Below are 20,625 nucleotides of genomic sequence, written 5' to 3' on the forward strand. Positions count from 1 at the left end.
GCAACCGATCGGCAACGTGTATGCGTCAGTCCTGCGACGCGCAACCACCACGGTGAAAGACGACCACGAAAAGTCTTCGACCACCGTCGAGAGGAAATGTGGCAGATGAGTGTGCAGCGCCGCACGAGCGCCGGCCCGGGGCAGCAGGCCGGCAGCCCTGTCATCCGCGCCGAAGCCACCACCGACACGATCTATCCGTACGCCCTGCAGGTCGGCGACCACGAGTCCGTGCGGCTGCCCATGACGGCGGCCGGTGTGCGGTCGCTGCGCGACGCGCTCACCGCGCTGCTGGACGGTACGGCGTCCGCGCCGGCCGACGACTTCGTGTCCGCGTGGGCCCGGGCCAACGGCGCCGTCGTGGTCGACTCGGCCGCCGCCGGGCCGGACACCGAGGCGTACGCCCAGATCGTGCCGTTCCCGGTCCGGGAGGCTCCGCACCGCCTGGCCGCCTGAGCGCGGCCCGCTCAGGCAGCCAGCACCTGGGCGGGACGGTCGAGCAGTGCGGCGAACGCGTCCGGCGGGGCCGGCTTGGCGAACCAGTACCCCTGGCCGTACCGGCAGCCGAAGTCGCGCACGCGCCGGGCCTGCTCGGCCGTCTCGACGCCTTCCGCGACGGTCTCCAGGCCGAGCAGCTCACCCAGGCGCAGCACGGCCTCGCAGACACCGTCGTCGGCGGTCACGAACGACCGGTCGACCTTGAGCTGGTCGACCCGGAACCGCTGCAGGTGGGTGATGGAGGAGTAGCCCGTACCGAAGTCGTCGAGGGCGACCCGGACGCCGAGGTCGCGCAGCCGGGCGACCTGCGCCGCCACCAGGTCGCCGTCGTGCACGATCGCCGACTCGGTGATCTCCAGCATGAGCGCGGACGGCGCCAGCCCGGAGCCGTCGAGCGCCGCCGCGACCTCCTCGACGATGCCCCGGTGGTGGAGTTGGTGCGCCGACAGGTTGACGCTGATCGTGAACTCGGCGGCGGGCCGGGCGGCGATCCACCGGGCAGCCTGCGCGCAGGCCAGTTCAAGGACCCGCCGGCCCAGCGGCAGGATGAGCCCGCTGGCCTCGGCGACCGGCAGGAACGCCGCGGGTGACAGCATGCCTTGTACGGGGTGCACCCACCGCACCAGCGCCTCCGCCCCGACGATCGCACCGGTGTCCAGGCGCACGATTGGCTGGTAGGCGAGGTGGATCTCGTCGGTCTCCAGGGCACGGCGCAGGTCGACCTCCAGGCCGACGCGGCTGCGTACCCGGTCCTGCATGGAGTCGTCGAACACGGCGAACTGGCCCTTGCCGCGGTTCTTGGCCGCGTACATCGCGACGTCGGCCTGGCGCAGCAGGTCCGTGGGGTCGCGGTCCGGTCCGGCGACCGCGATGCCGACGCTGCCGCGGGTGAGCACCTGAGTACCCCCGGTGTCGACCGGTTCGGCGAGCGCGTCGATGATCCGCTGGGCGACCGAGATCGCCGCTTCGGCACCGCCGTTCTCGATCAGGATCGCGAACTCGTCCCCGCCGAGGCGCGCCGCGGTGTCGTTGTCGCGGACCGAACCGCACAGCCGCTGGGCCACCTCGACCAGCAGTGCGTCGCCCGCGGCGTGGCCGAGGCTGTCGTTGATCCGTTTGAAGTCGTCGAGGTCGACGAACATGACGGCCGGTTCCCCGGCGACCAGCGCCTGCTGCACGCGGTCGATGAACAGGACCCGGTTGGGCAGGCCGGTGAGCGCGTCGTGTTCGGCCTGGTGCCGGATGGTTTCGGCGTTCTCGTTCGCGAGCTGCAACGCGGCGCGTTCCTGTCGAAGCAGCTCCGCGGCGGCCGTGGCGGCGGCGCGGTGGGCCCGGTCGAAGCGACGAAGCAGCGCCCCGATCATCACGGCGGTGAGGATCATCGCCACGACCAGCACGTAGTTGGCTGTGGCCGAGGCCTGGCGGGCCTCGGCGGCGGCGCTCGCGGACAGTCCGGCGATCCGATCACTGAGCCGCTTGAGTTGCGGGCCGGTCTGGCTGCGTTCGATCTCCACGGCCTGTTCGGTGTTGTCGACGATCAGCAAGTCCTGCTGCTTGTCGAGCATGACGTGATAGCCCTCGACCAGCTGGGTGAGTTCCCGGCTGGTCGAGGCGGGCATGGTGGTCCCGAGCTGACTCAGGATCAGGCTGGCCTTCCCCCGGATCCCCCCGGTCTCCCGGGCGACCCGGGCCCGGATGCTGGGGTCGGCCAGCGTCTTCCACTGCAGCGAGCTCTCCTCGTTGAGCACCAGGACGAGGCTCTGCAGGCGGGCCGCGGTCTGGTTCTCCGCGACGCCGCGCCGATGCAGCGCGATGTTGACGTACGTGACCACGGTCAGCACGACCACCACCAGAGCGAGCACGTTCGCCCAGTGGTGACGCCGCCATCGGCGCAGCAACCCGCCGATCATGACGCCTGCGCGATGGCGTTGCGGACGTCGTTGTCCGCGGTACGCAGCAGCCGGCGCAGCTGTTCGTCGGGCAGCGGCGCCCCGGTTTGCGTGATGGACTCCCACAACGTGCTGAAGTCCTTGGTCAGGGCCGCCTCGATGTCCACCCACGCAGCCACCGCGGGGTACTGGCGCCCGTCGCGCTGTGCCTGGGCGAACGCCCCGTAGACGGGGTCGGTGTCCAGCTTGTTGCTGCTGATCACCTCGGTACGGGCGGGCCAGCTGCCCTCTTCGTGCAGGACGTACCGCTGCTGGCTCTCGGCGCCGGTGAGGAACCGCACCCACTGCACGGCCGCGTCACGGTGCGCGGAGCTCTTGAAGATCGCCAGATCGCTGCCGCCGAGGAACGTGTACCGGCCCTTGGGCCCGGCCGGCATCGGGGCGGTCGACCAGCCGGCCCGCAGGCCCGCCTTGTCCTGGTCGGCGCGGAACGTGGTGACCGCGTCCGGGCCGTGGGTCATGATGGCGGTCTGCCCGGCGGCGAACGCGGTGAGTGCGGCGTCGGAGTTCTGCGCCAGCAGCTCCGGCTTGTTGTAGCGGCCCATCAGGTGCTGGTAGTAGTCGATGCCGGCGAAGGACTCCGGAGTGGACAGCGTCGGGGTCGCAGCGTCCGCGCCGAGCAGGTCGCCGCCCGCGCCCCAGATGAACGGGGCCACGTTGTGCACCACGTTCCAGTCGTTCTTGCCGGGCTGGCCGAGCGGCGCGATCCGGCCGTCCTTCTTGATGGTGGCGAGCGTGTGCTCCAGCGAGTCCCAGGTGGCGAACGCCTTGGCCGGGTCCAGTCCCAGACGGCGCAGCACGTCGGTGCGGTAGAACAGTGCCCGGACGTCGACGAACCACGGCACCGCGGTCACCGCGTCGCTGCCGACCAGCTTCGTCGCGGTCCAGCTCGCCGGCACGAACGCGTCCCGCCCGCCGAACGAGCCCAGTTCCGCCTCGGTGTACGGGGCCAGCGCACCGGTCTTGGACAGCCCGCCGACCCACGTGGTGCCGAGCTGCGTCACGTCGGGGGCGTCTCCCCCGGCCGCCGCGGCGCTGATCCGCGCCAGCGCTGCGGCCCAGTCGAGCATGGTCACCTGCACGGTGATCTCGGGGTGCAGACGGTGGAACTCGTCCGCCTCGGCCTGCATCGACTTCTGTGCCTCGAAGCCGTTGGGCATGAACCAGAACGTCAGCGTCACCGCCTTCTTCGCCGACGCGGTCGGCGCCGGCGCCCCGCAGGCGGCCGCGCCCAGCAGCATCAACGGCACGGCAAGCAGCGCCACGGACCGGACCCGGAGGCGTCGAGTCAACTTGGTCATGTCACCCTCACTCGTCCCGCTGTCCCCGCCGATCGGCTACCACCAGATCGGCCGGGGCGCCGCGGGCTTTAGCCGCGGCGCAGGCGGAAGATCACGAACGAGGGCGATGAGGCGAGCCTCAGCTCAGGGCGGCGTCGCACTGTGGCGCGGCTCCACCCAGGAGCACCGTACGGTCTGACGTATCGCCGGGTCAGTCCCGGAACCAGCGGTACATCCGGCTGCCGGCCTCGGCGTGCAACGACATCAGCAGCGGCACGAGCGCGATCAGCGCTCGACCCCGTCCGACTGCGGCCGTTGCAGCCGGCTGATCTCGGTGACGATGCGGGCCAGCGAACGCCGGCCGGCGCCGTCCAGATGCACCGCGCGCAGCGCGATGTCACGCACGTCGGCGTCGCGCAGCGCGAGAACGAGCGCAAGTTGCGCATTGACGTCCTCGACCACCGCGTCGTCGAAGAAGTACGCGACCGGCACGCCGAAGAACGCGGACAGTGCCTCGAGGTGGCGCTTGGTGGGGTTGTCGCGCTGACCGGTCCGCAACTGCCAGACGTACGTCTTGGAGAACGTGCCGGAGGTCAGTGCCTCACAGCCTCGGGCGACCTCGTCGTAGCTGTACTCGCGCCCCTTCGGCTGGATGGCTTTGAACAGGTGGTCGATCCGGTGCGCCAGCGATCCCGCAACCGGCCGACCCTCTCGTTCGCTGTCGTGAACGTCCGGCATGGAGTGCACCGTACCATCCGCGTTGACAAGGCCGCACCGTTCGCTATGGTGGATGCCGACCGTTAGCCAGTGTGGACGGACGAAGAGGGTTGTCGTCGGCGCGGTCCGCGCGACCGCGTGCGCCGGCCGGCATCGGCAGCACGGGGGTGCCCGATGCCGGCCCCCCTGTCCGCGCGACGGGCCGATCCCCCGTTCCCTCTTCCGCATGCCGTCTTGTATAGTGACGAATCGATGTGGCCGACTCCTTCCCCCGTGGGAGCCGGCCACATCAGCATTCCATCGCCCTCGCGTGACTGGGATGAGGCTCATCACATGGTCCTGGCCGCTCGACGATGGACGGCCGCCTGGCGCTTCCGGATCCTCCGCCGGCGCTGCGCGGGCCGGCTCGCGCAGCTTTCGCTGACCCCCACGACCAGCATGGCCGCCCTGTGCGAGCAGCTCGGCCGGCGCCGCGACCGGCCGATCCGCCTGGTGTCGCTGCCCATGCCCGAGGCGGGCCCGTGCGGCATCTGGCTGTCACTGCCGGAGGTCGACCTCATCGCGTACGAGGCCGGCACGCACCGCATGCATCAGGACCACATCATCGCGCACGAGCTCGCCCACCTGATCTGCGGACACTCGACCGTGGACAACCGGCCCGGGCTGGACACCCGGGCCCTGTTCCCGGATCTCGACCCCGCCCTGGTCCGAGCCCTGCTGCACCGCGCCCACTACCCGGACGCGCAGGAGCAGGAGGCCGAGGTCATGGCGTCGTTGCTGCTCAGCCGCCTGAGCCGGCCGTCGCCGGAGCCCAGCGGCGGCAATGAGCTGACCCTGCGGTTGGAGCAGGCGCTGCTGCCACCACATCGAAGGGGACGGCCGCCGGATGCATGACCTGATCTACGGCGTCGGCGCGATCGCCGCCTGGATCGCCTTCGGCTACAAGGTGAACCACCTGCGCCGCGACTGGACCAACCCGGCCCTGCGGGCGATCACGGCGGCGTTCGGCTGCGCCGCGATGGCGTTCACGCTCACGGTCGGGCCGGTGTACCGGCCGATCGACGCGGCGCTGGGGGTGCCGAACCTCACGAAGCTGTCCATCCACTCGTGCATGGTGCTGTTCAGCGTGTTCGTCCTGCGGCTGCTGAGCTACTGGCGGTACCCGGCGCGGCGGGCCCGCCGACGCGCCCGCGCCTACCTCGTGGCCGGCCTGGTCATCCTCGCGACCATGGCGACGCTGATCCTGTTCGCGCCGATCCACGACCGCTACACCGTGGACTTCTGGAAGACCCACGCCGGGCAGACCCTGATGCTGGCGTACCTCACGATCTTCCTGCTGGCGCTGAGCGCCGGGCTGATCGCGATCGCCTGGCGGGCGTGGCAGTTCGCCACGCTGGCCCACGAGCTGCCCTGGTTGCGGCGCGGACTGCGGCTCACCTCCGTGGGCGCCCTGCTCAGCTTCGGCTACTGCGCCTGCCGCGGCGGCTACCTGGTGCTGCTCGGGGCCGGGGTCCACGCCGACGCGCTGGTCGACGTCGCCGAGCCGTTCGCCACCGCGGGCCTGATGGTGTTCTTCGCCGGCCTCACCATGCCGAGCTGGGGGCCGTACACGCGGCTCGACCAGCGCGGGGCGTACCGGGCGCTGGAACCGCTCTGGTCGGCGCTGCACGAGGCGTTTCCGGAGATCGCGCTGCACGCCTCCCCCCGCGGCGACGTCGCTGCGGTCGGCGACCTCGACTACCGGCTGTACCGCCGGATGGTGGAGATCTGGGACGGCCGGCTCGCGCTCCGGCCGTACCTGGTGGACCAGGAACCGGAGGCGGAGCCGGACCTGTCCCAGCGGGCCGAGGCCGAGGCCCGGGCGATCCGGCGCGGACTGCGCAACCACGCCGCGGGCCGCGTGGGCGCCGCCCCGGCGACCGAGGACCGGCACGAGGCGCGGGGGCACGAGCTGGCCTGGCTGATCGCGGTGAGCCGGTCGTTCGCCCAGGCCACCGATACCCGAGAGTTGGATCATGCCTGAGTCCCCGCCCGCCCGCCCGCGGGTCTCCGCCGGCGCGGTGTTCTTCGACGACCACGGCCGGGTCCTGCTCGTCGACCCGACGTACAAGCCGTTCTGGAACCTGCCCGGCGGCGGCGTCGACGCCGGCGAGACGCCGCGCGAGGCGTGCCGGCGCGAGGTGCGCGAGGAGCTGGGCCTCAGCGTGCCGGTCGGTGCGCCGCTCGTGATGGCGTGGACCCCGGCCGGCCCGGACGGCAAGCTCTACCTCGTCTTCGACGGGGGCGTGCTCACCGCAGCGCAGCGCGCGGCGATCGTGGTGAGCCCCGGTGAGCTCGCCCGGCACGCCTTCGTGCACCCCGACCAGGCCGTGTCGATGCTGTCCGTGGCGCAACGCGCGCTGATGGCCGAGGTCCTCGCCGCCCGCGCCGAGGGCCGTCCCCGCTACGTCGAGCTCACCGAGGCCCTGCACGAACGGTGAAAGCACCCCGGCGGCGCCGCGCGAGTCGGGGCAAATCGGGCGACCGCGAACGGATGAACGCCTTCGTGTCGCCGCGTCGGGACGCGATCCCCGGTGCGACCATGGCGGCGTCCACCTGGGGGGAGTCCTGCGCATGCTGTCGAACACCGCTCGGCCCGTCGTCGAGGCCACGCTGCCCGTCGTGGGAGCGCACATCGACACCATCACCCAGCGGTTCTACGGGCACCTCTTCGCCGAGCACCCGGACCTGATCGACGGCACGTTCAACCGCGGCAACCAGGCGGCCGGCGCGCAGCAGCAGGCGCTCGCGGGCTCGGTCGCGGCGTTCGCCGGGGCGCTGGTGAACCGCCCCGACCGGCTCCCCGAACGCCTGCTGGCGCGGATCGCGCACAAGCATGCCTCCCTCGCGGTGCAGCCCGAGCAGTACAAAGTGGTGCATGACCACCTGATGTGGGCGATCGGCGACGTGCTCGGCGAAGCGGTCACCCCGGACGTGGCGTCCGCGTGGGACGAGGTGTACTGGCTGATGGCCAACGCGCTGATCAACGCGGAGCGGGACCTGTACCGCGCCCGCGGCGTGCAGCCGGACACCACCTGGCGTACCTGGCGGGTCGAGCACAAGTTCGCCGAGACCGACGACGTGGACACGTTCGTCGTGACGCCGGCCGACGGGCTGGCGGCGCCGGCGGCACTGCCCGGCCAGTACGTCACCGTGCTGCTGCCGATGCCCGACGGCGTACGCCAGCCCCGCCAGTACAGCCTCACCCGCGCGGACGACGGCCGGAATCAACAGTTCACGGTCAAATGGGTGCACGGCGGCGGGATGCCGGACGGGGAGGTCTCCACCTTGCTGCACCACACGATCGACGTGGGTGACGAGCTGACCATCTCCCCGCCGTACGGTGACGTCGTGCTCGCCGACCGCGCCCGCCCGGTCGTGTGCCTCAGCGCGGGCATCGGCATCACCCCCGTGGCCGGGATGCTCTCCCACCTGGCCGCCGCGGGTTCCGCGGCCCGGGTCATGGTGCTGCACGCCGACGTCGACGAACGCTCGTTCGCGCTGCGCCGCCAGGTGGTGGGCGACATCGCGGCGCTGCCGGGGGCGTCCGTGCACGTCTGGTACGAACGCGGCGCCGAGACCGAACTGCCGCTCACCGACGTGTTCGCCGGAATGATGGACGTGTCGCAGGTGCCGCTGCCCGACGGCGCTGTCTGCTATCTGTGCGGACCGCTGCCGTTCATGCAGGCGGTCCGCAGTGCGCTCATCGACCGCGGCATCGCCGCGCGCGACATCCGGTACGAGATCTTCGGCCCCGACCTGTGGCTGGCCGACCGCGACTGATCCGCCGCTAAGACGGCGGCATTGCGCGGTACCGGTGCGGCAGCACCGCGGGCCGCGCCAGGAAGTCGATCAAGCTGAGCCGTTCGGATCTACGCTGCGGGCCGGGCTGCTGCTGTACTTCTGCGCATGGCGGAAGTGATCATCGAGCGCATCGTGCTGTTCCGCACCCGGCGCTGGATGGCCACACTCACCGCCGTCACGATCACGGCGACCGCGGTCGCCGTGGCCGGCACCGCGGGCGGCGCGATCGTCGGCGCGTGGCCGGCCCCCGACTGGGCGCTGCTGATCGTCGTCGGGTTCCCCGCCTGCTGCGGTCTGATCGGCACGGTTCAGCGCTGGCGGCAGCGGCCGGTGTGGGTACGGATCTGCGACGCCGGCATCGAACTCGCCCAGGGCGGCGTGCCCATCTTCATCGCCTGGGAGAACGTGGCGAGCGCGGTCGTACGTCACCGAGGTCTGTTCGCGGTGCTCGACGTCGTCCCGGTCACCCTGGACCGGGTGGCCGCGGTCGCGCCGCACGGTTCCGTCCCGGCCGTGCGCGAACTTCCGCACGGCGCGGGCTTCCGCGTCGACGTGGGCGAGCTGCTTCCGGGCCCCGGCACGATGCGCGGCCTGCTGTCCGACTACGGGCACCGCCCCGCCTGACGCAGGCGGCGCCCGATCGTGCTGCTCGCGGGCCGGGCCCGGCGGCGTGGTGCACCGCTCGTCAGGAGCTCTCCCGGGGCCGCGGAGCTGCGGCCTGCTGATCCGCCAGCGCGGTGAGCTCGCGGCCGGCTTCCCGCTCGACCAGCAGCGGAACGAAATCGCGGATCGGCGCGGACGCATACCGCTGGTGGACCCCGTTGACGTGCTCCGCCACCGCCCTGTCGGTGAGACTCGGGAACCGGTGCTGCAGAACATTGACGATCTGCCGCACCGCCTGACGCTCCGCGTCCTGCGCTGCCTCGTCGCTCACGCCAGAAATTCAATCCCATGCCGCGCACGGCGGGCAATACATGCTCGGCGATCGGACAACCGGGTCACACGTTCGGGGTCGCCGGTCCGGCGGCCCGTCCGCCGCGGATGATGCCACCGCACAGGTCCTTTGGTGGAATGCGGCACGGGACGCGGAATCCGGAGCAAGGATCACCATCATGGCCCTTTCCCGACGGCTGGCGGCGGAATTCATCGGCACCTTCTGGCTGGTACTCGGCGGCTGCGGCACCGCCGTCATCACGGCCACGTTCCAGGGGCCGGCCATCGGCACCCTCAGCGTCGCGCTCGCGTTCGGCCTCACGGTGCTGACCATGGCGTACGCGTTCGGGCACATCTCCGGCGGCCACTTCAACCCGGCGGTCACGCTCGGCCTGTGGCTGGGCCGCCGCACCCCGGGGCAGGACGTGCTGCCGTACGCGGTGGTCCAGGTCGTCGCCGCGATCGCCGGGGCCGGCGTGCTGTACGGCATCGCCTCGGGTGCCCCCGGCTTCGACGCCGACACCGGGTTCGCCGCGAACGGCTACGGCAACCACTCCCCCGGCCTCTACGGTCTGGGCGCGGCACTGCTCACCGAGGTGGTGATGACCGCCGCGTTCCTGCTGGTGATTCTCGGCGCGACCGACCGGCGGGCCCCGAAGGGCATGGGGCCGCTGGCGATCGGCCTGTGCCTCACCCTGATCCACCTGATCAGCATCCCGGTGACGAACACCTCCGTGAACCCGGCCCGTTCCACCGGGCCGGCCCTGTTCGTGGGCGGGTGGGCGCTGAGCCAGCTCTGGCTGTTCTGGGTCGCGCCGCTCATGGGCGCCGCACTGGCCGGGCTGGGATACCGGTTCGTCGTCGGGGACACCGGACGCGAACCCGTCGCCGAGGAGGCCCAGGACACCGCCGCCGCCCACCGGTCGGCGGGCGATCCGGTCCCACCCCGATAGGAGGACCATGGCCGTCCAACTCGAATCCCCCGCCCCGGCCGCCGGCGGCAACGGCTGGCACGCGATGACGGTCGACGACGTGGCCCAGGCCCTCGGCGTCGACGTGGCCCAGGGTCTGCCCGCCGCGCAGGTGAGCGACCGCCAGGCCCGCTACGGTCCCAATGCGCTGCACTCCGCCCCGCCGCCGCCGTGGTGGCGGCTGCTGCTGGCCCAGTTCACCGACGGACTCATCCTCGTCCTGCTGGGCGCCGCGGTGCTGTCGCTGGCCATCGGCGAGGTCGAGGAGGCGGCGTTCATCGCCGTGCTGCTGGTCTTCAACGGCCTGCTCGGCTTCTGGCAGGAACGGCAGGCACAGCAGTCGCTGGCGGCGATCCAGGCGCTGGTCGTGCCGCAGGCCCGGGTCCGCCGCGACGGCGCGGTGCAGCAGATCCCCGCCGACCAGCTCGTGCCCGGCGACGTGGTGCTGCTGGAGGCGGGTGACACGGTGCCCGCCGACGGGCGGCTCGCGGGCGCGTTCCGCCTCGCCGTCGCCGAGGCCGCGCTGACCGGCGAGGCCGTACCGGTGGACAAGGGCACCGCGCCGGTCGCGCAGGAGACCGCGCTGGGCGACCGTACGGACATGGCGTTCACCCACACCGCGGTCACCGCGGGCCGGGCGGAGGAGATCGTCACCGCGACCGGCATGGACACCGAGATCGGCCGGCTGGCCGCGCTGATGAACGAGGTGGAGCCCGAGCCGACGCCGCTGCAGCGTCAGACCGCGCAGCTCGGGCACCGGCTCGCCCTGATCGCCGGCGTGGCCGTGCTGGTGCTGCTGCTCATCGGGCTCGCCCAGGGCGTGCCGTGGCACGAGCTGGTGGTGGGTTCGATCGCGCTGGCGGTCGCCGCGATCCCCGAGGCGCTGCCGGCCACCGTGACCGTGACGCTGGCGGTGGGCATGGGCCGCCTCGCCAAACGCCGTGCCGTGGTCAAGCGGCTGCACGCGGTCGAGACGCTGGGCTCCACGTCGGTCATCTGCAGCGACAAGACCGGCACGCTCACGCTCAACCAGATGACCGCCCGCACGCTCGTGCACGGCGGCCAGGAGCTGACCGTCGAAGGCCAGGGGTACGCGCACGAGGGCCGCATCACCGCCGACGACTTCGACCACCCGCTGCCCGACCTGCGCCAGGTCGCCGCGGCCATGGTGCTGTGCAACGACGCGGTGATCCGCGACGGCGCCTGCATCGGCGACCCGACCGAAGGGGCGCTGGTGGTGCTGGGAAGCAAGGCGGGCGTGGACGTGGAGCGGGCCCGGCAACGGTTCCCCCGGGTCGGGGAGGTGCCGTTCGACTCGGCGACCAAGTACATGGCGACGTTCCACGAGGACCGTGCCGGGGATCATCCGGGCCGGATCCTGGTGTGCGTCAAGGGCGCGGTGGAGAGCGTCCTGGAACGGGTGGACCGCATCGCGCTGCGCGACGGCGACATCGCGGCGCTGGACGCGGCCGGACGCGACGCGGTTCGCGCCGACGCGGACCGGCTCGCGGAGCAGGGCCAGCGCGTCCTGGCCGCGGCGGGTGACTGGATCCCGAGTGCCGGGGGCGACCTGGACGCCGGCGCGGAACGGGCCGCCAGCGGGCTGGTCTTCCTCGGACTGGTCGGCATCGTCGACCCGCCACGGGCGGAGGCGCGCGACGCGATCGCCGCGGCGCACGGGTCCGGCATCGGCATCAAGATGATCACCGGGGACCACCCGACGACCGCGCACGCCATCGCGGGGGCGCTCGGCATCACCGGCCACGTCGTACGGGGCACCGACCTGGAGGCCATGGACGATCGCGAGCTGGCGGCCCGGGTCCGCGAGATCGGGGTGTTCGCGCGGGTCGCGCCCGAGCACAAGCTGCGCATCGTCCGGGCGTTGCAGTCCCACGACCTGGTCGTCTCGATGACCGGGGACGGGGTCAACGACGCGCCCGCACTGGAGCAGGCGGACATCGGCGTGGCGATGGGGATCACCGGCACGGAGGTCACCAAGGAAGCCGCCGACATGATCCTGCTCGACGACAACTTCGCCACGATCGTCTCCGCGGTCCGTGAAGGACGCACGATCTACGAGAACATCGTCAAGTTCGTGCGCTTCCAGCTCTCCACGAACCTGAGCGCGATCCTGACCGTGCTCATCACGGCGCTGCTCGGCATGGCGGCGCCGTTCACGACGATCCAGATCCTGTGGGTGAACCTCATCTGCGACGGCCCGCCCGCGCTCGCGCTGGGTGTCGACCGGCCCCGCCCGCAGGCGATGGCGGAACCACCACGGCCGAAGCGGACGCAGATCCTGCCGGGCGCGCGGCTACGGGTGTTGCTGTGGCTCGCCGCGGTCATGGGCGCCTGCACGCTCGCGGTGATCGGGTGGGCCGGGCAGGCGTACGACACCGAGACCGCGGCGACGATGGGCTGGACGACGTTCGTGCTCGCCCAGCTGTTCAACGTGTTCAACGCGCGCGCCGAGCACGGGTCCGCGTTCGGTGCGGGGTTCTTCACCAACGGCTACCTGTGGGTGTCGATCGCGGTGATCGCGGCGGCCCAGCTCGCCATCGTCAAGGTGGAATGGATGCAGCACTTCTTCGAAGCCTCCCACCTGAACGGCACGCAGTTCGTCGTGTGCGTGGCGGCCGGCTCGCTGGTGCTGTGGCTGGAGGAGCTGCGCAAGCTGGTGCTGCGCCGCCGCGCCCGCCGCTGATGAGTCCCGCTACTGCCCGGTGCGCCCGTCGATGCACTCGCGCAGCAGGTCGGCGTGCCCGCAGTGCCGCGCGTACTCCTCGATCATGTGCACCAGGACGTCACGGACGGCGGCGTCCTCGCCGTGCGGGGTCTTCGCGATCGCCGCGAGGTCGACCGGCCCGTCCAGCCACCGGTCCGCGGCCGCGATCTGCGCCTTCCACTCGGTGAACGCGTCCTGCACCACCGCCGGGTCGGCGACGGCCCCGTCGAAGTCGAGGTCCTTGTTCTCCTCGGTCCAGTACAGCCGGGCCTGGTCCGCGTGGCCCTGCAGCACCCGCTGGAACCATTGATGCTCGACCTTGGCCATGTGCCGGATCAGGCCGAGCAGGCTCATCGTGGACGGCGGCACCGACCGGGTGGCGAGCTGCCCGGGCGACAGGCCGTCACACTTGAGGCCCAGCGTGAGCCGGTAGTTGGACAGGTACTCACGGATGGTCGCCATCTCGCCGACCGGGTTGGCGGACGTCCGGGGATCCTCGCCGGGGCTCAGGAACATCCCGTCGAACCCGACCACATGCTGACTCGTCATGGACCCACCCTGGCCGACGCCGCGGATCTTGCCAACCCCATCGGTACGCGCGTGTCCGCGTCCCTACGCGACGATGGCGGTCAGCACCAGCCCGCCGCCGCAGTGCCAGCGCCCGGTGAACCGGTCGATCGCACCGTCGACCAGCAGCTGCGCGGTGAACTCCCCGGTCCGCCCGTCGATGTGCAGGCGCGCCTCGTGGAACTGAAGGAACGTGCCGGTGACCGGGAACCAGGCCTTGTAGACCGATTCCTTGGCGGAGAACAGCAGCCGGTCCCACGGCACGTCGGGCCGGGCGGCGGCCAGGCGGGCCACCATCGCGGCCTCCTCGGGCAGCGCGATCGCGTCGAGCACGCCGTCGGGCAGGGCGGCGGCCGGTTCGGCGTCCACCCCGATCGTACGGACGGGCCCGCGGCGCGCGACCGCGGCGGCACGATACCCGGCGCAGTGCGTCATGCTGCCCACGATGCCGTCGGGCCAGCCCGGCGCGCCCCGCTCCCCGGGCAGGATCGGCGCGGGCGGGACGCCGAGGCGGGCCAGTGCGGTGCGGGCGCACCACCGGACGGCGGCGAACTCGGTACGCCGCTTCGCGACCGCGTTCGCGACGGCCGCCTCCTCCTGCGGGAACAGGTCGTCGCCGCCGCGGTCCTGGCGGGTCTGCACCCAGCTCACGTGGTCCGGCACGACCGCGCCGAGCAGGTCGGTCATCGCGTTGGCACCCCCGGGATCGGCTGGTCCACACCGGACCTCGTGGCGCAGGCTAGCCCGCACACGAACCCTCCGGAACCCCTGACCGGCACGATAGGGGTGTACGCACCGCGGTCCGCGCAATAGTGTCGGGCGGTGAGATCCCCGCAGCCCCTCGCCCCGCCGTCGTGACCGCGTCCCCACGGCTGCGTGCGGTCAGCGACCTGCACATCGCGTACGCGGAGAACCGCGCCTTCGTGCAACAGCTGCGCCCCGAGCACCCGGGTGACTGGCTGATCGTCGCCGGTGACGTCGCGGAGACGTTCGCGGATGTCGAGTGGGCGCTGCGGCAACTCGCCGACCGGTTCGCCACCGTGGTGTGGACGCCGGGCAACCACGAGCTGTGGACGCCTCGGGAGGATCCGGTGCAGGCCCGCGGCGAGGCCCGTTACAGCCTGCTCGTCGAGCTGTGCCGTTCGCTGGGCGTGCTCACCCCGGAGGACCCGTACCCGATCTGGGACGGCGACGGCGGCCCCGCGCTCGTCGCGCCGCTGTTCACGCTGTACGACTACACGTTCCGCGCCCCCGGGGCGACGTCGCAGGAGCATTCCCTGCGGCTGGCGCACGATGCCGGCGTGGTGTGCACCGATGAGTTCCTGCTGCACCCGGACCCGTATCCGAGCCGGGAGGCGTGGTGCGCGGCCCGGATCGCGTTCACCGAGCGCCGTCTCGCCGAGGCACCGGCGGACCTGCCGAAGGTGCTGGTCAACCACTACCCGCTGGTCCGCGAGCCGACCGAGGTCCTGTGGTATCCGGAGTTCGCCCAGTGGTGCGGCACGGTGCGGACCCGCGACTGGCACCGCCGCTTCGGTGCGGTCACCATGGTGTACGGGCATCTGCACATCCCGCGCACCACGTTCTACGACGGAGTGCGGTACGAGGAGGTGTCGCTGGGCTATCCGCGCGAGTGGCGCCGCCGCGGCGCCGCGCCCGACCCGGTCAAGACCATCTCCCCGGCGGACGACCTGCGCCGCCTGCGCGAGTCCGCGCAGGGCGCCACCCCCTGAGTCAGACGCCCTCGTCGAGCAGGGAGTCCGGGTCGAACAGGTCGATCTCCATCCGCGCCAGCAGGTCGACGTCGATCAGCTTCGCGACCGGCCCCGCCTGGGCGGAACTCACCAGGCTGACCACGTCCGCGACGTCGGCCAGGGTGATCAGCGGCGCGGCGGGCAGCGGGTTGCGGTCCGGGCTGCACAGCACCGCGTGATGTACGCCGACGTCGATGGCACCGGAGTGCGGGACGTGCACCTGCCAGCGGTATCCCGACGGCAGGATGATCGCCACGCCCGCCTCGGGGTCGAAGATCTCGGTGCGGACGCCGTCGTGGCCGGCGAGCAGCCGCTGCGCGGCCTCGTGCAGGGAATGCACCGCCGCGCCGGTGCCGCCCTGCCGCGGGGTTCGCGGGGTGTGGCGAGCCGACATCGGCATCTCCTCGGTGGGTCGCGGGCGGGCCGCCGCCTCGGGGCGGCCGCCGGTGCTGGACGTGACGGCAGGCAGGCGGGGCACGCGACCCCACCTGACCTCACCAACGGCCTTCGCGCGGCGAACCTGAGTCACCCGCGACCCCGGGTCAGCGCAGCAACCCGCTCGCCACCGTCGCGACCGCGTGCAGGGCCGGCAACCCGGTCGACGAGGTACCGGACCCGCCGCTGATCGCCGCGACGAGGAATCCGCCGCAGACGCAGAGCAGGATGACCAGCGAGATCGCGAGCAGGACGATCGACACCGCCATGCCCGGGTACTTCTGCGGCGGGGCACCCAGCGCGCCGTTCATGAAGGCGATCATGGGCGCCCGGTACTCCAGCTCGACCGTCTGGCCCGGCGCCACCGGCACGGCGAGGTCGGCGTTGCCGATCCGCGGCGGCAGCAGGTACGGCACGTGGATGTGCAGGTGGTGCTGGCCGGGCTGGACCGGGATGACGTGCCGGCCCCAGCCCTTCGCGACCTCCTGGCCGTTGAGCTCCACCGGCGGCTTGAAGAGTCCGAACAGGAACCCGATCGGGTTGAACTTCAGCGTCACGGCGATCGCACCGCCGGCGCCGCCACCCTGCGGCGGGTACGCTCCCGGCTGCCCGGCGCCTGGCTGCTGCTCGTACATTTCTTTCCTCCCCATCGTTGCGCGAGCCGCAGGATACGGGCTGGTCACCGCGCTCAGGAAGCCAGGGCCTGACGGTCTCACGCCGCCGTCACGCAGGGCGGCGGGGCCGTCGCACCGCGGTGGCACCCGCATTGCACCCGGTGGTGTCCCGCCCGGCTGCTTGGCCGGGACCATCCCGCTGCCGATTCAGACGGATGACCGGGCGTCGTTGCCTACGCCGCGGCACAAAGCCGCCCGCGTGCGGACGAAACGAACGGATGCCCCATGGCTCGACTGTCGCCGCGTTGCGCGGCCGTGGCCGCGGCCGCGCGTCGGGCACTACGCCATCCCAGGGTGCGCCGCCTGGCTTTGGGCTCGGTGGTGGCGGCGCTGCTGGCGGCCGGCTCGGCCGAGGCCGTGCCGACGCCCACCACCGCCACGGCGGCCTGCCCCACCAGCCTGGTCGTGGTCGCACACCAGGACGACGACCTGCTGTTCATCAACCCGGACGTCAGCCGCGACATCGCCGCCGGACGCTGCCTCACCACGGTCTTCGTCACCGCCGGCGATGCGGGCCGCAACCGCACCTACTGGCGCGGCCGGGAAACCGGGGCCGAGGCCGCCTACGCCGCGATGGCCGGCAGGCCCGCCCGGTGGGCCACCGACCGGCTCGCCGTCGGCGACCACACGCTCAGCCGGGCCACCCTGCGCGGCACCGGGATCACGCTGCTGTTCCTGCGCCTGCCCGACGGCCGGGGGTACGCCAAGCACCATTACGAGACGGTCCGCAAGCTGCTGCGCGGCAACATCGGCCAGATCCACGCCATCGACGGCAGCGCCACGTACACCGCACGGTCACTGACCGACACCCTCACCGCGATCATGAACATCTACCAGCCCGCGATGATCCGCACCCTCGACTACATCGGCGAGTACGGCGACGGCGACCACGGCGACCATCACAGCGCGGCATATCTCACGTACGCCGCGCACCTGGCGTACCGGACGACGCACCGGATCTCCGGGTATCAGGGGTACCGGATCGCCGACCGGCCGGTGAACCTGTCCCCCGAGGACCGCGACACCAAGCTGCGCTACTTCCTGGCGTACGCCCCGCACGACCCGCGCGTCTGCCAGGCCGAGCCGGTGTGCATGTCGAGCATCTACGGTCCGCGGTTCGCACGCCGCTACAGCGTGGGCAGCGAGGCGGGCGGGGACAACGCCCGGCACGATCCGCGTACCGAAATCATGCCGGGCGGATGATTCCCGAGCCGGGTGCCGTCCGGCGGCGTCCGCGACCGTGGTGGTCCTCAGGCCGGTGGCGGCGGGCCTGACCCACCGGGGCCGGACGGAGGACCGGGTGCCGACGGGCCTGACCCGCCAGGGCCGGACGGACCGGGTGGTGGCCCTGACGCACCGCCGCCAGGCTGAGGCGGCGGCGGGCCTGACCCACCGGCGCCGGGCTGGTCGGGTGGCTGCTGGAGGACCGCCCGCAACGCCTGCTCGGCACGGTCCACGCGCGTTCGCAGCACGGTCCAGTCGCTGCCGCCCGCCATCGCTTCGTTCTCCGCGTCCAGCGCGGTGACCAACTCGTTCAGCAGGCCCGCGATCTGGGCCGACCAGCCTTGTCGCGGCTGACCGACCGCCTGTCCGGTCAGCAGGTTCCACCGGGCGATGAGGGCGGCCAGGTCCGCGCGGACGGGCGGCCACGCCAGACCCCGTGCCCCGACGTCGGTCGTGGCCAGCACCGCCGGCAGCCGCATCGCGACGAGACCGCCGGTCTCGGCCTCCAGCGCCTTGGCCTCCGCGTCCCAGGCCGAGGTACGGCGTGCCCGGTACACCAGCACTCCGCCGACGATCCCCGCGGTGATCAGGGCGATCAGCACCAGCCAGAACAGCGGGCCGGCCCCGGACTCGGTGGCTGCCGCGGGCGACGGCGTGGCGGTGGGGGTCTGCGCGGGTGTCGTCGTCGGTGCCGCGGTGGTCTCCGGCGGCGGGGTGGTCGCTGCGGCCGTCGTGGTGACGGTCGGCGTGGCCGGGACGCTCGTCGGAGGTCTGGCGGTCCTCGTGGTCGTGGTCGGCGTACCGGGCGTCCGCGTGGCAGGTGGCGTCGTGGTCGCAGCGGTGGTCGCCTCGGGCTCCCGTGTTCGCGAGGGCTCCTCGCTTCGGGTCGGCCGGGTTGCGGTGGGTATCGCCTCCGCCTCACCCTCGGCCGGTGTGGTGGACCGTGGCGAGGGCCGGGCCGACGGCAGGATCTCCGGTCCTCCGTCGCCGCAGGCGCTCAGGCCCGCCATCGCGCTGATCGTGAGCCCGATCAGCGCGCAGGCCGTGGCCGTCCGGCGATGTGTGCGGGGGGTTGGCATGCCTGGCTCCTGCTCGTCCGGGGCCGGGTGCGGTCAGGCATCGGCGGCCTTCGCGTCCTGCTCGATCTCCGCGGTGTCCGTCTTGAGCTGCTTGGCCTCGACCTTGGCTGCCCGGCGCATCGCCTCCTCCACCTTGGCGCCCATGTCGGCCACCGCGACGACCACCAGCCCGGCCTGCCCCGCGTCGAGGTGCTCGCCGAGTTCCTTGAGGTCGTGGCGGCTCATCCCGGCCGCGGCGTGCCCGGCCACCGCACCGAGTACGGCACCGCCGCCGGCGGTCGCGGCCAGCAGCCCGCCACCGATCGCGGCGAACGGGAAGAGCGCCACCACCAGGCCGGTGGCCAGCCCGACACCGCCGCCGAGTACGCCGCCGACCCGGGTGGGGGTCTCGTGCTTCTTGACGATCTTGGTTTTGCCGTCGGCGCGCCGCTCGACCACGGCGGCGTCGTAGGCGTCGATCAGCCCGGCCTTACGGTGCAGGTCCTTCACGAGGTCGTAGTCCGCCTCGGCGAGGTCGACGCTGGAATACACCCCGACATACGCAAGGAACGTGTCGACAGCCATTTCCTACCTCCGATCGTCGGTCCGGCGTGCGCTACGGCCGGCACGTACACGGCTACGGCGCCCGCCGATGGCGGGCCCAGGGCCTGCGACCACTGTCGCGCCTGGATCGAGCACGGCACTCATCCCCGGCAGATGACTGACGTGGCAGCGCTTCGCGTCTGGGCGACCGCGAGCTGCGGCCCTGCCTCAATCGCGGCCCTGCCCTCAATCGCGGCCCCGGGTCGCGATGCAATCTCGCCTCAATCGTGGCCCTGCCCTCCATCGCGGCCCCGGGTCGTCGGCCGGCCGGTGTGGTCACTGACGCGCGAGGGCGTCCACGATGGCCGCGGTGGTGTCGATGCGAGCGAGTCTCGGCAGGATGATCTGGAGGCTGGTGTCGTGCGCCGCGGCGACGAGATCGGTCACGGCGTCTCCGGCGACCGCGATCTCGTAGCCGAGCTCCCGCCCGGTGCGCGCGGTCGACTCCACACCGATGCTGGTGGAGATGCCGGCCAGCACGATGCCGGTGATCCGGCGACGGCGCAGTTGCAGGTCCAGTTCGGTGCCGTGGAAGGCGTCCCATCCGCGTTTGGTGATGCGGATGTCGCCGTCGTGCAGCGGCACGCGCTCGTCGTACGCGGCGAAGTCGGCCGCCATGGCGACGGCCGGTGGCGGGGCATCCACCCGGCCCTGCACCACGTCGCCACGGTCCGCGGAGAACGCCACCCTGACCCGGACGACCGGAAGGCCACGGGTACGGGCGGCGCGCGCCAGGTCGGCGGCGCGGCCGACGACATCCGCGGCCGGATGGACGGTCGGCAGCGCGGTGATGCCCTTCTGCAGGTCGATCAGGACGACGACGGTGCGGTCGGCAAGGTGATCTACGGACATGTGGCGGGCCCTTTCATCCGGACGGAAACAACAGCATGACTGTACAGTCTTGCTGTCTATTTTTACCAGCCCAGCTGTTCAGCCTTGCTGTGTATCAGGTTAGGCTGCCGCCATGCCCGCATCGACACAGCTTGCCGCGGACCTGCGGCTCGTCCTCGGTCAGCTGGTGCGCCGGGTCCGCGCGGACGACCCGACACCGCCGGACGTCACCGCCGTCCTCGGTCTGCTCGGGCGCCAGGGCCCGATGACCACCAGCGAACTCGCCGCGGCCCGGCGCGTGCGCCCCCAGTCCATGGCGCGCAGCGTGGGCCGCCTCGTCGAACAGGGCCTCGCCGAGCGCGTCAGCCACCCGGTCGACCGGCGCAAAGCCCCGATCGCCCTGACGGCGAGGGGGCACGAGATCCTCGGCGAGGAGCGGGGGCGCCGCGCCGACTGGCTCGCCCGCGCGATCGACGAGACCCTGTCCGACCGCGACGTGCAGACCCTGACCGACGCGGTCGACCTGTGCCGGCGCCTGCTCGACTGGAGCCCGGGCGCGTAACATC

The 20,625-nt window shown here is 72.3% G+C and carries 22 protein-coding genes; 11 read left to right on the forward strand and 11 right to left on the reverse strand.

Annotated elements, in window-relative coordinates; genetic code table 11:
- Positions 1-105: 105 nt before the first annotated feature.
- Entirely contained in the window at positions 106-453 is a 348-nt protein-coding gene (locus ACMCNK_RS05215; RefSeq protein WP_412735254.1) for a hypothetical protein, read from the forward strand.
- An 11-nt stretch (positions 454-464) separates the two neighbouring features.
- Here ACMCNK_RS05215 and ACMCNK_RS05220 read toward each other — a convergent pair whose 3' ends face one another.
- The 3 genes from ACMCNK_RS05220 to ACMCNK_RS05230 form a co-directional block, all read right to left on the reverse strand.
- Positions 465-2,405 (reverse strand): putative bifunctional diguanylate cyclase/phosphodiesterase, encoded by a 1,941-nt coding sequence (locus ACMCNK_RS05220; RefSeq protein WP_412735255.1) that lies wholly within the window; start codon positions 2,403-2,405, stop codon positions 465-467.
- Positions 2,402-3,745, reverse strand: a complete 1,344-nt coding sequence (locus tag ACMCNK_RS05225; protein WP_412735256.1) for an extracellular solute-binding protein — start codon at positions 3,743-3,745, stop codon at positions 2,402-2,404. Before ACMCNK_RS05225 ends, ACMCNK_RS05220 begins: the two co-directional genes overlap by 4 nt.
- A 264-nt stretch (positions 3,746-4,009) precedes the next feature.
- Complete coding sequence (locus ACMCNK_RS05230) at positions 4,010-4,462, reverse strand: XRE family transcriptional regulator (protein ID WP_412735257.1); 453 nt, start codon at positions 4,460-4,462, stop codon at positions 4,010-4,012.
- 312 nt (positions 4,463-4,774) lie between these two features.
- On the opposite strand from ACMCNK_RS05230, the gene ACMCNK_RS05235 reads away from it, so the two are divergent.
- From ACMCNK_RS05235 to ACMCNK_RS05255, 5 genes are all read left to right on the forward strand, one after another.
- A complete protein-coding gene (locus ACMCNK_RS05235; protein WP_412735258.1) occupies positions 4,775-5,335 on the forward strand; it encodes a hypothetical protein in 561 nt (186 codons plus the stop codon).
- Entirely contained in the window at positions 5,328-6,464 is a 1,137-nt protein-coding gene (locus tag ACMCNK_RS05240) for an MAB_1171c family putative transporter (RefSeq protein ID WP_412735259.1), read from the forward strand. Before ACMCNK_RS05235 ends, ACMCNK_RS05240 begins: the two co-directional genes overlap by 8 nt.
- Positions 6,457-6,921 (forward strand): NUDIX domain-containing protein, encoded by a 465-nt coding sequence (locus tag ACMCNK_RS05245; RefSeq protein WP_412735260.1) that lies wholly within the window; start codon positions 6,457-6,459, stop codon positions 6,919-6,921. The genes ACMCNK_RS05240 and ACMCNK_RS05245 overlap by 8 nt, the downstream gene beginning before the upstream one ends.
- A 133-nt stretch (positions 6,922-7,054) precedes the next feature.
- On the forward strand, positions 7,055-8,263 hold the full coding sequence (locus ACMCNK_RS05250) for a globin domain-containing protein (protein WP_412735261.1): 1,209 nt from the start codon (positions 7,055-7,057) through the stop codon (positions 8,261-8,263).
- Positions 8,264-8,389: 126 nt separating this feature from the next.
- Positions 8,390-8,908: a hypothetical protein gene (locus ACMCNK_RS05255; protein WP_412735262.1), complete on the forward strand. Its 519-nt coding sequence runs from the start codon at positions 8,390-8,392 to the stop codon at positions 8,906-8,908.
- A gap of 61 nt (positions 8,909-8,969) precedes the next feature.
- Here ACMCNK_RS05255 and ACMCNK_RS05260 read toward each other — a convergent pair whose 3' ends face one another.
- Positions 8,970-9,218: a three-helix bundle dimerization domain-containing protein gene (locus ACMCNK_RS05260; protein WP_412735263.1), complete on the reverse strand. Its 249-nt coding sequence runs from the start codon at positions 9,216-9,218 to the stop codon at positions 8,970-8,972.
- A 178-nt stretch (positions 9,219-9,396) separates the two neighbouring features.
- Between ACMCNK_RS05260 and aqpZ the strand changes: the two genes are divergently transcribed.
- Positions 9,397-10,170, forward strand: coding sequence for an aquaporin Z (aqpZ, locus tag ACMCNK_RS05265; RefSeq protein WP_412735264.1), 774 nt, complete (start codon positions 9,397-9,399; stop codon positions 10,168-10,170).
- Between the two features lie 7 nt (positions 10,171-10,177).
- On the forward strand, positions 10,178-12,892 hold the full coding sequence (locus ACMCNK_RS05270; protein WP_412735265.1) for a cation-translocating P-type ATPase: 2,715 nt from the start codon (positions 10,178-10,180) through the stop codon (positions 12,890-12,892).
- 9 nt (positions 12,893-12,901) lie between these two features.
- Here the strand turns inward: ACMCNK_RS05270 and ACMCNK_RS05275 are convergent, their stop codons facing one another.
- On the reverse strand, positions 12,902-13,462 hold the full coding sequence (locus ACMCNK_RS05275; RefSeq protein ID WP_412735266.1) for a DinB family protein: 561 nt from the start codon (positions 13,460-13,462) through the stop codon (positions 12,902-12,904).
- Between the two features lie 63 nt (positions 13,463-13,525).
- Positions 13,526-14,167, reverse strand: a complete 642-nt coding sequence (locus ACMCNK_RS05280; RefSeq protein ID WP_412735267.1) for a 4'-phosphopantetheinyl transferase family protein — start codon at positions 14,165-14,167, stop codon at positions 13,526-13,528.
- A gap of 167 nt (positions 14,168-14,334) precedes the next feature.
- Between ACMCNK_RS05280 and ACMCNK_RS05285 the strand changes: the two genes are divergently transcribed.
- Positions 14,335-15,213 carry a metallophosphoesterase family protein gene (locus ACMCNK_RS05285; RefSeq protein WP_412735268.1) on the forward strand — a complete coding sequence of 293 codons (879 nt, stop codon included), beginning with the start codon at positions 14,335-14,337 and terminating at the stop codon, positions 15,211-15,213.
- Between the two features lies 1 nt (position 15,214).
- Here the strand turns inward: ACMCNK_RS05285 and ACMCNK_RS05290 are convergent, their stop codons facing one another.
- Both ACMCNK_RS05290 and ACMCNK_RS05295 read right to left on the reverse strand, forming a co-directional pair.
- Positions 15,215-15,712, reverse strand: a complete 498-nt coding sequence (locus tag ACMCNK_RS05290; protein ID WP_412735269.1) for a hypothetical protein — start codon at positions 15,710-15,712, stop codon at positions 15,215-15,217.
- A gap of 64 nt (positions 15,713-15,776) precedes the next feature.
- The gene (locus ACMCNK_RS05295; protein ID WP_412735270.1) at positions 15,777-16,304 is read right to left on the reverse strand and encodes a hypothetical protein; all 528 of its coding nucleotides are present in this window, start codon (positions 16,302-16,304) and stop codon (positions 15,777-15,779) included.
- A gap of 264 nt (positions 16,305-16,568) precedes the next feature.
- Here ACMCNK_RS05295 and ACMCNK_RS05300 point away from each other — a divergent pair, with 264 nt between their 5' ends.
- Complete coding sequence (locus ACMCNK_RS05300) at positions 16,569-17,546, forward strand: PIG-L family deacetylase (RefSeq protein WP_412735271.1); 978 nt, start codon at positions 16,569-16,571, stop codon at positions 17,544-17,546.
- Positions 17,547-17,593: 47 nt separating this feature from the next.
- On the opposite strand, the gene ACMCNK_RS05305 is transcribed toward ACMCNK_RS05300, so the two are convergent.
- The 3 genes from ACMCNK_RS05305 to ACMCNK_RS05315 form a co-directional block, all read right to left on the reverse strand.
- Positions 17,594-18,646, reverse strand: a complete 1,053-nt coding sequence (locus ACMCNK_RS05305) for a hypothetical protein (RefSeq protein WP_412735272.1) — start codon at positions 18,644-18,646, stop codon at positions 17,594-17,596.
- A 33-nt stretch (positions 18,647-18,679) separates the two neighbouring features.
- The gene (locus ACMCNK_RS05310) at positions 18,680-19,210 is read right to left on the reverse strand and encodes a DUF1269 domain-containing protein (protein WP_412735273.1); all 531 of its coding nucleotides are present in this window, start codon (positions 19,208-19,210) and stop codon (positions 18,680-18,682) included.
- Between the two features lie 294 nt (positions 19,211-19,504).
- The gene (locus ACMCNK_RS05315) at positions 19,505-20,080 is read right to left on the reverse strand and encodes an isochorismatase family protein (RefSeq protein ID WP_412735274.1); all 576 of its coding nucleotides are present in this window, start codon (positions 20,078-20,080) and stop codon (positions 19,505-19,507) included.
- Between the two features lie 112 nt (positions 20,081-20,192).
- Between ACMCNK_RS05315 and ACMCNK_RS05320 the strand changes: the two genes are divergently transcribed.
- A complete protein-coding gene (locus tag ACMCNK_RS05320; protein WP_412735275.1) occupies positions 20,193-20,621 on the forward strand; it encodes a MarR family winged helix-turn-helix transcriptional regulator in 429 nt (142 codons plus the stop codon).
- The last annotated feature ends 4 nt before the right edge of the window (positions 20,622-20,625 follow it).

It is taken from the genome of Krasilnikovia sp. MM14-A1259 (genome assembly GCF_047159535.1).
Classification (GTDB): domain Bacteria; phylum Actinomycetota; class Actinomycetes; order Mycobacteriales; family Micromonosporaceae; genus Actinoplanes.